Source organism: Streptomyces viridochromogenes (assembly GCF_001270495.1).
GTDB classification, from domain to species: Bacteria; Actinomycetota; Actinomycetes; order Streptomycetales; family Streptomycetaceae; genus Streptomyces; species Streptomyces viridochromogenes_A.
The window spans coordinates 85,614-99,267 of record NZ_LGUR01000253.1; the positions used below are offsets into that span (position 1 = coordinate 85,614).

12 protein-coding genes are annotated in these 13,654 nt (G+C 71.1%); 9 read left to right on the top strand and 3 right to left on the bottom strand.

The genetic code is table 11. The features are described 5' to 3' along the window. The first annotated feature begins 49 nt into the window (after positions 1–49). The 7 genes from mqnE (at position 50) to ADK36_RS41025 (ending at position 6,807) form a co-directional block, all read left to right on the top strand. Positions 50–1,213 carry an aminofutalosine synthase MqnE gene (mqnE, locus tag ADK36_RS40995; protein WP_048582999.1) on the top strand — a complete coding sequence of 388 codons (1,164 nt, stop codon included), beginning with the start codon at positions 50–52 and terminating at the stop codon, positions 1,211–1,213. Positions 1,214–1,246: 33 nt separating this feature from the next. Beyond that, entirely contained in the window at positions 1,247–1,906 is a 660-nt protein-coding gene (locus ADK36_RS41000; protein ID WP_107086960.1) for a UdgX family uracil-DNA binding protein, read from the top strand. Positions 1,907–1,922: 16 nt separating this feature from the next. Further along, a complete protein-coding gene (locus ADK36_RS41005) occupies positions 1,923–2,447 on the top strand; it encodes a GNAT family N-acetyltransferase (RefSeq protein ID WP_048583000.1) in 525 nt (174 codons plus the stop codon). A 96-nt stretch (positions 2,448–2,543) separates the two neighbouring features. Then, the gene (locus tag ADK36_RS41010) at positions 2,544–2,858 is read left to right on the top strand and encodes a DUF4229 domain-containing protein (protein ID WP_048583001.1); all 315 of its coding nucleotides are present in this window, start codon (positions 2,544–2,546) and stop codon (positions 2,856–2,858) included. A 191-nt stretch (positions 2,859–3,049) separates the two neighbouring features. Beyond that, positions 3,050–4,720 (top strand): SPFH domain-containing protein, encoded by a 1,671-nt coding sequence (locus ADK36_RS41015; RefSeq protein WP_048583002.1) that lies wholly within the window; start codon positions 3,050–3,052, stop codon positions 4,718–4,720. Continuing rightward, positions 4,717–6,060, top strand: coding sequence for an SPFH domain-containing protein (locus ADK36_RS41020; RefSeq protein ID WP_048583003.1), 1,344 nt, complete (start codon positions 4,717–4,719; stop codon positions 6,058–6,060). Before ADK36_RS41015 ends, ADK36_RS41020 begins: the two co-directional genes overlap by 4 nt. Before the next feature lie 69 nt (positions 6,061–6,129). Further along, a complete protein-coding gene (locus tag ADK36_RS41025; protein WP_048583083.1) occupies positions 6,130–6,807 on the top strand; it encodes a TetR/AcrR family transcriptional regulator in 678 nt (225 codons plus the stop codon). Here the strand turns inward: ADK36_RS41025 and ADK36_RS41030 are convergent. Together ADK36_RS41030 and ADK36_RS41035 are read right to left on the bottom strand one after the other, a co-directional pair. Next, positions 6,789–7,658, bottom strand: coding sequence for a MaoC family dehydratase (locus ADK36_RS41030; RefSeq protein ID WP_053201235.1), 870 nt, complete (start codon positions 7,656–7,658; stop codon positions 6,789–6,791). The two genes, ADK36_RS41025 and ADK36_RS41030, sit on opposite strands and share 19 nt — an antisense overlap. Beyond that, on the bottom strand, positions 7,658–8,956 hold the full coding sequence (locus tag ADK36_RS41035; protein WP_053201237.1) for a 3-oxoacyl-ACP reductase: 1,299 nt from the start codon (positions 8,954–8,956) through the stop codon (positions 7,658–7,660). Before ADK36_RS41035 ends, ADK36_RS41030 begins: the two co-directional genes overlap by 1 nt. A gap of 427 nt (positions 8,957–9,383) precedes the next feature. Here ADK36_RS41035 and ADK36_RS41040 point away from each other — a divergent pair, with 427 nt between their 5' ends. Both ADK36_RS41040 and ADK36_RS41045 read left to right on the top strand, forming a co-directional pair. After that, positions 9,384–11,312 carry an AMP-dependent synthetase/ligase gene (locus ADK36_RS41040; RefSeq protein WP_048583006.1) on the top strand — a complete coding sequence of 643 codons (1,929 nt, stop codon included), beginning with the start codon at positions 9,384–9,386 and terminating at the stop codon, positions 11,310–11,312. A 149-nt stretch (positions 11,313–11,461) separates the two neighbouring features. Then, positions 11,462–12,598 (top strand): sugar ABC transporter substrate-binding protein, encoded by a 1,137-nt coding sequence (locus ADK36_RS41045; RefSeq protein WP_048583007.1) that lies wholly within the window; start codon positions 11,462–11,464, stop codon positions 12,596–12,598. 57 nt (positions 12,599–12,655) lie between these two features. On the opposite strand, the gene ADK36_RS41050 is transcribed toward ADK36_RS41045, so the two are convergent. Then, a complete protein-coding gene (locus ADK36_RS41050) occupies positions 12,656–13,558 on the bottom strand; it encodes a LysR family transcriptional regulator (RefSeq protein WP_053201239.1) in 903 nt (300 codons plus the stop codon). Between the last annotated feature and the right edge of the window lie 96 nt (positions 13,559–13,654).

Genomic DNA, 13,654 nt, shown 5'->3' on the forward strand with positions numbered 1-13,654 from the left:
AAGGGTGGCGGAGTACGGTTGACGAAGTCTGTCTGAGAGAGGTGCACGCATGGACGTCGGGCTCAAGCGCGAGCTGGAGGAGAAGGTCCGCTCCGGTGAGCGACTGTCCCGCGAGGACGGCATCGCGCTGTACGAGTCGGACGACCTGGCCTGGCTCGGCGGCCTCGCGCACGAGGTGCGCACACGCAAGAACGGCGACGTCGTGCACTTCAACGTCAACCGGCACCTCAACATGACCAACGTCTGTACGGCCTCCTGCGCGTACTGCTCCTTCCAGCGCAAGCCGGGGGAGAAGGATGCCTACACGATGCGCATCGAGGAGGCCGTCAAGCTCGCCAAGGCGATGGAGTCGGACAACCTCACCGAGCTGCACATCGTCAACGGCCTGCACCCGAACCTCCCCTGGCGCTACTACCCGCGCTCGCTGCGGGAGCTCAAGGCCGCTCTGCCGAACGTCTCGCTGAAGGCGTTCACGGCGACCGAGATCCACCACTTCGAGACGATCAGCGGACTGTCGGCGTCCGAGATCCTCGACGAGCTGATCGACGCGGGCCTGGAGTCGCTGACCGGCGGCGGCGCCGAGATCTTCGACTGGGAGGTCCGCCAGCACATCGTGGACCACCGCACCCACTGGGAGGACTGGTCCCGGATCCACCGCCTGGCGCACGAGAAGGGCCTGAAGACCCCGTGCACCATGCTCTACGGCCACATCGAGGAGCCGCGCCACCGCGTCGACCACGTCCTGCGCCTGCGTGAACTCCAGGACGAGACCGGCGGTTTCCAGGTCTTCATCCCGCTGCGCTACCAGCACGACTTCGTCGACATGCAGGACGGCAAGGTACGCAACCGCCTCCAGGCCAGGACCCAGATGGCGACCGGCGCGGAGGCCCTGAAGACCTTCGCGGTCTCGCGGCTGCTTTTCGACAACGTCCCGCACGTCAAGGTCTTCTGGGTGATGCACGGCGTCCAGACCGCCCAGCTGGCCCTCCAGCACGGCGCCGACGACATGGACGGCTCGGTCGTCGAGTACAAGATCACGCATGACGCCGACAACTACGGCACGCCGAACAAGCTGACCCGCGAGGATCTGCTGGACCTGATCCGCGATGCAGGGTTCCGGCCGGTGGAGCGCAACACGCGCTACGAGATCATCCGCGAGTACGACGGTGCGGACCCGCTGCGTCGCGAGTCCCCCCAGCCGATGCGGGTGTGATTCCACGGGGCGGGGGCGTGGTACTCGTCCGCCATGGTGAGCACCAAGGCGCCTGAGGACGCCTACACCGCCGAACCCTTCCTCCCGGAGCGCGGCGGCCTTCCCGCCCTGCGCCGTGCCGCCGCCGAGTGCAGGGGCTGCCCCCTGCACCGGGACGCCACGCAGACCGTGTTCGGCGCCGGGACGGCGAACGCCCGCGTCATGCTCGTGGGCGAACAGCCCGGCGACCAGGAGGACCGGCAGGGCAAGCCCTTCGTGGGTCCCGCCGGAAGGCTGCTCGACCGGGCCCTCGCGGAGGCCGGCATCGACCCCGCGGACGCCTATGTCACCAACGCCGTCAAGCACTTCAAGTTCACGCGGGCCGAGCCCCGCAAGCGCCGTATCCACAAGGCGCCCACGCTGCGCGAGATGACGGCGTGCGGGCCCTGGCTGGCCGCCGAACTGGCCGTCGTCGAGCCCGAGCTGATCGTGCTGCTGGGCGCGAGCGCGGGCAAGGCGCTGCTGGGGTCGTCGTTCCGGGTCGGGGAGGCGCGCGGGGCGGTGCTGGAGCGGGAGATCCACGGGCGGGCGGAGAAACTGGTGGCTACGGTGCACCCGTCGTCGGTGCTGCGGGCTCAGGACGACGCGGACCGCAAGGCGGCGTACGAGGGTCTGGTCTCCGATCTCAAAGTGGCGGCGCGGGCACTGTCGTAATGGCTACGATGGCCCGGTGTCCCTTACCTTCACACTCGACCCGGCCGTCACTCCAGCCCTGCGCGACGGCATCCTCGACCTGTGGACCGACGTCTCCAACGCGGGCGGAGCCGTCGGCTTCGTGCCGCCCGTGACACGGGAGGCGGTCCGGCCGGCACTGGTGCAGCACTTCGCGGCGATGACCGAGGGGCGCACCCGGCTGCTCGTCGGGCACGACACGGCGGGCGCGGTGGCCGCGACGGCCTTCTTCACCTTCAACACGCACCGGCTGATGACGCACTGGGCGTGGCTGTACACGGTGATGGTGCACCCCCGGCACCAGGGCAAGGGCTACGGCCGTGACCTGCTGGCGTCCGCCGAGCAGGCCGCCCGCACCTTCGACGGCATCGAGGCGGTACGGCTCACCTGCCGGGGCGGCCTCGGTCTGGAGCGCTTCTACGGCTCCTGCGGCTACAAGGAGGTCGGCCGGATCCCGGCCGCCATCAGGGTCGCGCCGGGTGACGACCGGGACGACGTGATCATGCTGCTCCCGCTCGGCTGAGCCCTCCCGCCCGGCCGCCGACCCCCCTGCAAGATCGGGGGCCGCGCGTGCTTCACTGGACAGCGGCCCCTTTTGGAATCGGAAGAGTGGATTGAGATGCTCCGCTACACACTGATGCGCCTCGGAATCTTCGCGGGCTGCCTCGTGGTCGTCTGGGGCCTCGTCTACTCCGGAGTCGCCCCGCGCGGGCTCGGCGACTCCAACGGCATGTGGGTCGTCCTGCTCGCCCTGGTGATCTCGGCCCCCATCAGCTTCGTCGTCCTGCGCAAGGAGCGCGACCGCGCCTCCGTGCAGATCGTCCAGAAGGTCGACCGGGTGAAGGCCAACCTGGAGGCCAACCGCAGCCAGGAGGACGACGCGGCCGACGAGTCGGCCGGGGCGCAGGGCCAGGCATCTTCCCAGGCCTCGTAGGACCGCGGTACCGCCGTACGGCCGCTTCGACCCGGCAGTGATACCGATAGGTAACTGTGCGGGCCGCCCCCTTACCTTTGTCCGGATCATGATGTGGGATGACGGGAACCACATCGGGAACCACATCGGGCTGACCGGTGTACCACCAGTAGGACCCGCATCCAACGGGCAACGCAACACAAGGGGGAACCGTGGCACGAGCGCGCGCCAAGCAGGGCGCACGACGCGTGGCCGAGGCCGTCGCATCCGGCACCGACCCGCGGACGGCCGCGCAGGAGGAACTGCAGCGGCAGGTCGGCGGACGCGGGTCACGAGCGGACGGCGGCGAGGGGTACGACGCGCAGGGCCAGGGCATCGACCCGGCCGACTTCCCGGCCGCCCGCGAACAGGGTGGCTCCACCGCCACCGTCATGCGGCAGAAGACGGTGCCGCTGGACGAGGCCGGGGAGGCGCTCGGCCGTAGCGAGCAGGTGCGCGAGGGCACCGAGATGGTGCACGCCATCTGCCCGATGGTCATCCCCAAGGGCCGCTCGATCTTCTCCATGCTGCCGGTGCTGATGCTGCTCGTGCTGAGCGTGGTGGGCGCTGCCATCGTGGGGGCGTCCGGGGCCGACGTGGTGACCAACCCGCTGTTCGGCGTGCACTCCTGGGTCATCTCCCTGCTCGCCGTCGCCTTCGTGTGGTGGCGCCAGGGCATGGTCATGGTCCCGGACGGCTGCCAGGCGATGATCACCCGCTTCGGCAAGCTGGAGAAGGTCGTCGGCCCGGGCCGGATCGTGCTGCTGAGCCCGTGGAAGCGGGTGTCGTACATCGTCAACACCACGATCGAGTACCCGTTCAACGCGCCGGTGCGCGAGGCGCCGACCAAGGGCGGCGTGAAGGCGTCGATCGACCTGTTCATCCAGTTCCGGATCAGCGACCCGACCGAGTTCGTCTACACGCTGGGCGCGGTGCGCGGCTTCGAGGAGAAGCTGAGCAACGCGGTGAGCGAGACGATCCGCACCCTCGTCTACGAGCAGGAAGCCGCCGGCATCTACGACATGGTCGGCGAGGACACCGGCCGCCTGCTGGACCTGCTCAACCAGCAGTTCCGCCCGGCCGTCGAGCTGACCAACGCCAACATCACCCACGCCGAGCCCTCCGACCAGCGCTACCGCATGGACCTGGCGGCGCCCGAGATGGTGCGGGTGGCGAAGGAGGCGTACACGCACGAGTACGCGCTCCAGCTCCGCAAGGAGCAGGACGAGGGCGACCTCACCCGCGAACTCGCCTCCAGCCACGAGACGCTCTCCGCGATCCAGGCCGACATCGCCCAGTACCAGGCGCAGATGGACACCGCCGTGGAGCGCGAGACCAACCGTGCCGAGGCACTCGCCCGCCAGCGCTACGTCCAGGCCGAGTCCGAGGCGAAGGCCAATGCGGCCCTCCTGGAGGCGCAGGCCCTCGACATCCGCGCGGTGACCGCCGCGGAGGCGCCGGAGATCCTGGAGTACCGCTACCAGCAGCAGGTGCTGGACACCCTGGAGCAGGTCGCCGACCATCTGCCGCGCCTGGTGCGCATCGGCGGTACGGCGGACGCGGGCATCGACTTCCTGGAGCTGGCCCGCGAGTTGATCGGCGAGCGCGGCACGGAACTGTTCACCGACGAGGACATGGCCGCCGTCCGGGGCCGTCTCGCCGAGGTCTCCGAGCGGATCGCCGCGCGCGAGACGGAGATCGGCGCGCTGCTGGCCGCCGAGCGGCCGACGGTGCCGCAGGTGCCCGAACAGCCCGGTGCGACCGACGGCGGCCCCGGCTCCGACAGCGCCCCCGGCTCCGACAGCTCCATCAGCTCTGACGTCTCCGAGGGGGCCGACCAGTGAGCACCGCCCGTACCTCCCACCGCCGGTCGGTCATCTCCGAGAAGGTCGCCCCCTGGAGCGACATCGCGCGGCTGCTGCGCGGCGGCGAGGCCGACACCCTGATCCCGGTGATCATCCCTCGCCACCGTCGCCGGCTGTGGTGGATGCTGCCGCTGTGGCTCGGCGTCTACGCCCTGTTCATGGGCGTGATGCTGACGCTGGGCGCGGCGGACTCCGAGTCGGTCGCCGGGGATCTCGCCTACGGCACCCTCGCCACCCTGTCCTACGTCGCAGGCGTCGTGCTGCTGCTGATCGGTGCGCTGTGGTGGTGGCGTTCCTCGATCGTCGAGATCGAGCAGGGCACCAACGGCGTGCTGACCCGCTACGGCGCGGTCGTCCGCACCCTGGACGCCGGCCGCCACTACCTGTGGCACCCGTGGTCCCGGGTCGACTTCGTGGTCGACACGGCCACCGAGATCCCGTACTCCGCACCGGTGATGGCCTGCCCCACGCAGGAGAACGTGCCGCTGCGCTCCATCGAGTTCTTCCTGAAGTTCCGCATCACCGACGCCGTGCTGTTCGTCCGCACCATCGGCGCGGGCAACTTCGACCTGGTGCTCTCCAGCGCCGTACAGGACGCGATCCGGCAGCGGGCGCGGAAGATGCGCACCGAGCGGGCCTACGACCTGCGCGGCTCGGACGTGGCCGACATGCAGGAGCTGCTCAACCGTCAGCTCTCCGGCTACGGCGTGCGCATCACCGGCTCCAACATCCCGGACGTGCAGCTGCCGGCGCAGTACCAGCAGCACCTGGCCACCCGGGAGCGGGTCGCCAAGGAGCGCACGGCGTACGACCAGGAGTGGGGGCTCATCCGCAAGCGCCGCATCGACCAGCTGGGCATGGACATCGAGCGGGCCAAGAAGGTGCGGGACGCCCGGATCGTCGAGGTCAAGGCAGCGCTGAACCGGGCCCGTGAGGAGGTCGCCCAGCTGCTTGAGCAGCAGGAGACCAACGCCCAGCGGGTGCGGTTCGAGATCGAGACGCGGGGCCGCAGCGGTCTGATCGCCGCCGAGAACGAGGCCCGCGCCCAGCGCGCCCTCGCCAAGGCATACCGCGACAACCGGGCCGTCCTTCAGTACGAACTCGCCCGTCGCCGCCTGGAAGTGGGTGCCAAGCTCGCGGGGAAGGCCCCGCAGCCGGTGGTCGTGCGGACCGACGGCAGCGGCGCGGACACCTCCGCCCTGTCCACCCTGCTCACCGCGCAGCTGCTGCCCCGGCTGACGGCCCTGCCGGCGGGCGACGAGCGGCAGTGGATGGACCGGGTGGCACGGTTCGCGGACGACGCGCGCGGCGAGGAGTAGCCGTTCGCGAAGGCACCGATGTGCGGCGGGCCGGGTGGGATCGCCCTCCCGGCCCGTACGCTGATCGGCATGGGTGCCGTGAAGACCAAGCGGATGCCGCGCGCCGTCCGTGAGCAGCAGATGCTGGACGCCGCCGTGCGGACCTTCGGCCGACGGGGGTACATGGCCGCGTCGATGGACGAGATCGCCGAACTCGCGGGCGTCTCCAAGCCGTTGGTGTACCTGTACCTCAACTCGAAGGAAGACCTCTTCACGGCCTGCATCAGGCGTGAGGCGGCCGCGCTCACCGAGGCCGTCCGGGCCGGCGTCCGGCGTGACGCGCCCGCCGACCGCCAACTCTGGGAAGGGCTCGGGGCGTTCTTCACGCACACCGCCCAGAACCCGGACGGCTGGTCCGTTCTGCACCTCCAGGCCCGCACCCATGGGGAGCCGTTCGCCTCCGAGGCCGCCGCGATGCGCGCGGAGATCGTCGCGTTCGTGACGCAGCTGATCCTCGCGGCGGCACGGGAGGCCCATCGCGACCCCGACCTCCCCGAGAGCGAGGTCGCCGGGCTCGCCGAGGCCCTGGTCGGCGCCGCCGAGTCCCTCGCGGACTGGGCCAACGCCACGCCGGGCGTGACGGCGAGGGAGGCCGCGGCGACCTTGATGAACTTCTCCTGGGCGGGCCTCGGCAACCTCATGGCCGGCCGGCCATGGTCCGCTCCGGCCGGGTCACCGCCTGCCGCCGCTCACGAGGTGAGCGGATAGACCCGCCCGGCCAGGTGGACGCGCTCCTTGCCGCCCCGCAGCTCGAACCGCCCGCCCCGCGCCGCGTACGTCACCGTCCCGGGCAGCAGCACGGGGGCCCTGAACTCGGCTTCCACCAGGGCCCTTTCCGGAGTGCCGTGCGCGGCGAGACAGCGGGCCACCGTCCACATGCCGTGCGCGATGGCGCGCGGGAAGCCGAACAGCCGGGCGGTGAGGGGGTGGAGATGGATGGGGTTGCGGTCACCGGAGGCGGCGCCGTAGCGGCGGCCGACATCTCCGGCGAGGCGCCACTCGGCGACCGCGGGAAGCGGCTCGGGCGCCTCGGACGGCTTGTGCGCCTCTGACACCCCGGGTGGCTCCGCCCGGTGTCCGTCCTCCGTACGGTGCCGGGCGAGATACCTGCTCCGCGACTCCCATACGACGGCCTCCCCGTCCCGGATCTCGGTGACCACGACGGCCTCCGTCCCTCTCCGGTGCGGCACCAGACCGTCGACGTGCACGGACAGTTCGTACGTGCCCGTCGCCGTCAGCCGCTGGTGCCGGGTGATGCCGAGGGACGTGTGGACGAGCCCGAGCAGGGGGAGCGGGAACTCCCGTGCGCTCATCAGCCGCATGGCCAGGGGGAAGCCGAGGACATGCGGATAGGTGATCGGCAGCGCGTCGTCGCCGGTCGCGAAGCCGCACACCCGCTCGTATGCCGCCAGCCGCGCGAGGTCGACGCGCAGGCCGGGCAGGACGAGCCGGGTCGAGGGGAACTCCGCGTCGGGGCGGGGTCGTTTGAAAGGGGAGAGCACAGCGCCCCGGGCGAGCAGCCCCGGCAGGGAAGGGGAGCCGGTCAGGACCGTCGTCATCACGCCCCCAGCAGGCTCTGGCCGCACACCCGGACGACCTGCCCGTTGACCGCGCCCGACTCAGGATGCGCCAGCCACGCCGTCGTCTCGGCGACATCGACCGGCAGCCCGCCCTGCGCGAGGGAGTTCATCCGCCGGCCCGCCTCACGGATGAGGAGAGGGACCGCGGCGGTCATCCTGGTCTCGATGAAGCCGGGTGCGACCGCGTTGACCGTCACCCCGTGCTCGGCCAGCGCACGCGGGGCGAGGCCGCGGACCAGACCGACGACGCCCGCCTTGCTCGCGCCGTAGTTGGTCTGCCCGGCGTTCCCCGCCAGCCCCGCGATCGACGCCGTCGCCACGATCCGGCCGCCCTGCCGCAGCGTCCCGCTCTCCAACAGGGCGTCCGTCGTGCGCAGCACGCTCGCGAGATTGACGTCGAGCACCGAACTCCAGCGCTCGGCGGGCATGTTGACCAGCCGCCGGTCCCGGGTGATCCCGGCGTTGTGGACCAGGACGTCCAGCCCGTCGGGCAGCGCGGCGGCGAGGCGCCCGCCCGCGTCGGGGGCGGTGATGTCGAGCGCGAGGGCGGTGCCGCCGAGGCGGTCGGCCACGCGCCGGGCGTCCTGTTCGGCCTGCGGCACGTCGAGTACGACGACCCGGGCGCCGTCCCTGGCCAGCGTCTCGGCGACCGCCTCACCGATGCCGCGCGCGGCGCCGGTGACGAGGGCGGTGCGGCCGGCGAGGGGGCGGTCGGGGTCGGCGGGTGTCGCGCTCTCGTCGCGGGCACCGACCTCGATCACCTGACCGCTGACGTACGCGGACTTGGGGGAGAGCAGGAAACGCAGGGTCGACCCGGCGGCGCGGGCGTCCGTCAGGCGCACGAGATTCACGGTCCGGCCGCGCCCGATCTCCTTGCCGAGCGAGCGGGTGAAGCCCTCCAGGGCCTGCTGGACGGCCCCCTGGTGATGGTCGGCGGGGTCCAGGGGCGCGCCGAGGACGACGATCCGGCCGCTCGCGGCGACCGACCGTACGACGGGGTGGAGGGCGGCGTGCACCTCGGCGAGCGTCTCGACGTCCCGGACTCCCGTGGCGTCCAGGAGCACGGCGGCGGGCTGCTCGGAGGCGCCCGTCAGGTCTGGGACCACATCCGTCAGTTCCAGGTCCGACTTGCCGGCCGTGCGCAGCAGCCGGTCGCCTTCCAGGGCGGGCCGCTGCGGTGACCAGCGCTTCAGCGGAGCGGGTTGCGGCAGCCCCAGCCGGCGGGTGAGGAAGCGGCCGGGTGCCGTGCCGGTGAAGGTCAGATAGCGGTCGGCCATGTACCACTCCCAGTGCGCTCCGGTGCTGACTCCGCAGTAAGGTTACCCGAGGTAAGTCCACGCTGACGTGAGGATGAAGTGGAGACGGGCGCCGTGGATCCGCCGGTGGAGCGGCGGTTCCGGAGTGAAGGTGACGGTGCTTCTGGAGGGATGACGGTGGCGGTCGTTGGGTGAAGGCAGGGAGAGGGGGAGATGAAACTGAGGGGCCCTCACATAACCCCCGACGTTGCACATACCCGGCTCCGTACCGCCGCCGAACCCGCACAACCCCCACACGCGGGCGCCGTACGATCTCCTGCCTAACCAGCGGTAACCCGTTTCCGCAGGCCTCCGCATGTCTCCGCAGGTGAACGCCACGGTGCGCGAGGCACGTACGTCATGCAGCAAGCAGTTTCCCGTCGCTGCACGCCCGCCGCAGGAGCCGCCCGTGTCCACCCCGCTTCCCTCCTTCGCCCCCTCGGCCGCCTTCCACGACGCTCCCGGACCGAACCTGGTGCAGCCCGAGACGCGGCGACTGGACGGTGCCGTACGGGAGGCGTTCGTACCGTCGTTCGCGCCGCCGGTGACCCACGGGTCGCTCGCGGACCTGCCCTTCGACAACGCGGCCGCGGCTCCGGACGCCGTGGTCCTCAGCCGCAGGGGAGCGGACGGGCAGTGGCGGCACGTGACGGCGGCGGAGTTCGCCAATCAGGTGCAGGCGGTGGCCAAGGGGCTGATCGCCGAGGGGCTGGTGCCGGGCGACCGGATCGCGATCATGGCGCGTACGACGTACGAGTGGACACTCCTCGACTTCGGCGCGTGGGCGGCCGGACTCGTCACGGTGCCTGTTTACCCCACCTCGTCCCTCTTCCAGACCCGCTGGATCCTCCAGGACTCGGGCGCGGTGGCCCTGGTCACGGAGACCAGCGCGCAGGCGGCCGCCCTCGGCCCCGAACTGGACCGCGTGCCCGACCTGCGCCACCTGTGGGTGATGGAGAAGGGGCATGTGGAGCGGCTGGCGGAGTACGGCGCGCAGCAGCCCGACGGGGAGGCGAGCGTACGGCGCGGCATGCTGGTGCCGGACACGCTGGCGACGCTCATCTACACCTCGGGCACGACGGGCCGTCCCAAGGGCTGCGCGCTGACGCACGGCAATTTCTTCGCCGAGGTCGACAACGCGATCGAGCTGCTCTACCCGATCTTCAAGGCGAGGACGAGCGAAGAGGCGTCGGTGCTGCTCTTCCTCCCGATGTCGCACGTCTTCGGCCGCATGGTGGCGGTGGCCTGTATCCGGGCCAGGGTCAGGCTGGGCCACGCGCCCAGCCTCAAGGCGGAGGACCTGCTGCCGGACTTGGCGGCCTTCCGGCCCACTTGTCTCCTCACCATCCCCTACATGCTGGAGAAGGTCTACAACTCCGCCCGCGCCAAGGCCGAGACGGGCGGGCGGGTGTCGTCCTTCGACCGCGCGGCCTCCGTGGCCGAGCGCTACGGCGAGGCGCTGGAGGCCCGGGCCGCCGGCACGGGCGGCGGCCCGAGCACGGCGCTCAAGACGGCCCGCGCCTTCTACGACCCCCTGGTCTACCGCCGTATCCGCAACGCGATGGGCGGTCGCGTGCGGTACGCGATCTGCGGCGGCTCCCCGCTCGGCCGCCGCCTGGCCGCCTTCTACACCGGCGCGGGCATCGAGATCTACGAGGGCTACGGCCTCACGGAGACGACCGGTGCCGCGACGGTCACCCCGCCCCTGAAGCCCCGCCTGGGAACGGTGGGCTGGCCCCTGCCCGGCACCCGCATCCGTATCGCGGCGGACGGCGAGATCCTCATCGCCGGCGACCAGGTGCTGCGCGGCTACTGGGACCCGTCCGCGGGCGGCGTGGTCCCGGCGGCCGCGGAGGGCTGGCTGCCGACGGGCGACATCGGCGCCCTGGACGACGAGGGCTACCTGACGATCACCGGCCGCAAGAAGGAGCTCCTGATCACGGCGGGCGGCAAGAGCGTGGCCCCCGCACCCCTGGAGAACTGGCTGCGCTCGCACCCCCTGATCTCCCAGTGCATGGTCCTCGGCGACCGCCGCCCCTATGTCTCCGCCCTGATCACCCTGGACATGGCCGGCGTGAGCCACTGGCGCCGGATGAACGGCAAGCACCCCGTCCCCGCCGAACTCCTCGTGAACGACGACGAACTGCGGGCCATCCTCCAGCGCGCGATCGACGAGGCCAACAAGCTGGTCTCCCGCCCCGAGTCCATCCGCCGCTTCGCGATCCTGCCGACGGACTTCACGGAGCTGGGCGGCCATCTGACACCGTCGATGAAGCTGCGGAGGGAAGCGGTCATGCGGGACTTCGCGACGGAGGTCGAGGGGCTTTATGGGAAGTAGCAGTCAGTACTGGTGAGTACGGAAAACGGTTGCCGTCTCGTTACGACAACTGCTTGACGTGACATGCCGTTGCCGCGTTGGCTACCGCCACCCGGGTTTGCCGCCACCCAGGTCAGCACAGCCGCTCCCCCGCTCGGAAGGCACCAGTAGTGAACGCTCGTACCCCCCACGCCCCCGCTGTACGCCGTATCGCGATAGCCCTCGCCGCCTCCGCCTCCGCGCTGTCGCTCACCGCGTGCGGTGTCATCGACGGTCTCGGGGGCGGTGACAGCTCCGCGGCGCCGGCGAAGGGCGACGACATCACGGTGGGTCTCCTGCTGCCCGACAAGGACACGGCGCGCTTCGAGAAGTTCGACTACCCGCTCATCAAGAAGGAAGTCGGCAGCCTCACCGACAACAAGGGCAAGGTCGTCTACGCCAACGCCGAAGCGAGCCCGGACAGACAGAGTCAGCAGTTCGAGAAGATGATCGCCGACCAGGTGGACGTGATCCTGGTGGACGCCCTGGACGCCAAGGCCATCGCGTCGGACGTACAGAAGGCGAAGGACGCCGGCGTCCCCGTCATCGCCTACGACCGGCTCGCGCAGGGCCCGATCGACGCGTACGTCTCCCACGACAACGAGCTCGTCGGTGAGGTGCAGGGCCGCGCCCTGGTCGAGGAACTCGGTTCGAAGGCCGCGTCCAGCAAGGTCGTCATGATGAACGGCGACCCCGCCGACCCGAACACGGGCCTGGTCAAGAAGGGCGCGCTCGACGAGCTCGAGGGCGAGGTGAACATCGTCAAGCGGTACGACACCGACAAGTGGTCGCCCGAGGTGGCCAAGGCGAACACGAAGAAGGCGATCGCCTCCGTCGGGCTGAACAACATCGCCGCCGTCTACTCGGCGAGCGACGGCTTGGCGGACGGCGTCATCGACGCCTTCAAGGAGGCGGGTGCGAGCAAGATCCCGCCGGTGACCGGGCAGGACGCGAACCTGGACGCGGTGCAGCGGGTCATCTCGGGCGAGCAGTTCATGACCGTGTACAAGTCCTTCCTGCTGGAGGCGACCAACGCCGCGAGGATGGCCGTGTACAAGGTCCAGGGGCGCGACATCGAGTTCGACGCGCTGACCCAGGACTCGGTCGACAGCCCGACCGACGAGGACATCCCGGCGCAGCTCGTGCCGGTGGTCGCCCTCACGAAACGCAACATCCAGGAGACGGTGATCCAGGACGACGTCTACACCGTCAAGCAGATCTGCACCCCCGAGTACGCGGCGGACTGCGCGGCGATCGGGCTGAAGTAGCCAACAGGGCCGCCGGAGCCCCTGGAGCTCCCGAGCCCTGGAGCCCAGGAGCCGCCCTCAGCCCCGCGCCGCCCGGCGGTGGCTCTCCACCAGGTGTGCGAACGCCCGGGCCGGCGGGCTGAGCGCGTCCCAGCGGCGGACCGCCCAGCCCACGGGCAACGGGCGCAGGGCGGGCAGGGGGATCAGGCGCAGGTCGCCTTCGCTGCCGGGGACGGGGAGCCCCGGCAGCGCGGGCAGGACCGCCCGACCGACCCCCAGCTCCGCCAGCAGCAGCGCCGTGTCCCAGTCGGCGACGCTCGTGTCGTGGGCGAGACGGACGCCCAGCTCCGCGCAGGCGGCGTCCAGATGGGCCGCCGAGGCGGAGTTCGGCGGCAGCCGGATCAGCCGTACGTCCCGCAGGTCGGCGCCGACATCGACGTACGGCCGCCGCGCGAGCGGATCGTCGGCCCGCACCGCCAGCACCCACGGCAACTCCACGACCGGCCGCTGCTCGATGCCGCGCACCGGCGGGCCGAGCGTGATCCAGGCCAGGTCGAGCGTGCCGTCGGTCAGCGCGTCGAAGCTGCCCCGGCCCGAACTGACCGTGCGGAACTCCAGGTTGACCTGGGGATGCCGCCGCCGGTACGCGACGACCGCCTCCGACATGAAGTGCCGTACGGTCGTCGCCCCGGTCGCCACCCGCACATGCCCGCTCGCGCCGTCGACGAGGTCCCGCAGCTGCCGTATCGCCAGATCCAGCCCGGAGATCCCCTCGGCGGCGGCCGCCTCCAGCACCCGGCCGGCCTGCGTCGGCACGACGCCTCGGGGCTGCCGCTCCAGCAACGCGACCCCGGTCTCCCGCTCCAGCCGCTTCACGTGCTGGCTCACCGCCGACTGCGTGCACCCCAGCTCCCGGGCCACCGAACTCAGGCTCCCGGCCCGGCACACGGCCACGAACACACGTAGGTCATCGAGGGTCATGACCTCTAAGTTAACGCTTGGGGACAGCGACAAATCCCAAGGATTGACTGGGCTTTGGTCGATGGACGACGATTCTCGACGGGCCCGGGCGGCAAC

Bases quoted from the DNA above. Each gene is read 5' to 3' on its own strand.
- mqnE (WP_048582999.1), top strand. From the start codon at position 50: ATGGACGTCGGGCTCAAGCGCGAGCTGGAGGAGAAGGTCCGCTCCGGT.
- ADK36_RS41000 (WP_107086960.1), top strand. From the start codon at position 1,247: ATGGTGAGCACCAAGGCGCCTGAGGACGCCTACACCGCCGAACCCTTC.
- ADK36_RS41010 (WP_048583001.1), top strand. From the start codon at position 2,544: ATGCTCCGCTACACACTGATGCGCCTCGGAATCTTCGCGGGCTGCCTC.
- ADK36_RS41025 (WP_048583083.1), top strand. From the start codon at position 6,130: ATGGGTGCCGTGAAGACCAAGCGGATGCCGCGCGCCGTCCGTGAGCAG.
- ADK36_RS41030 (WP_053201235.1), bottom strand. From the start codon at position 7,658: ATGACGACGGTCCTGACCGGCTCCCCTTCCCTGCCGGGGCTGCTCGCC.
- ADK36_RS41035 (WP_053201237.1), bottom strand. From the start codon at position 8,956: ATGGCCGACCGCTATCTGACCTTCACCGGCACGGCACCCGGCCGCTTC.
- ADK36_RS41050 (WP_053201239.1), bottom strand. From the start codon at position 13,558: ATGACCCTCGATGACCTACGTGTGTTCGTGGCCGTGTGCCGGGCCGGG.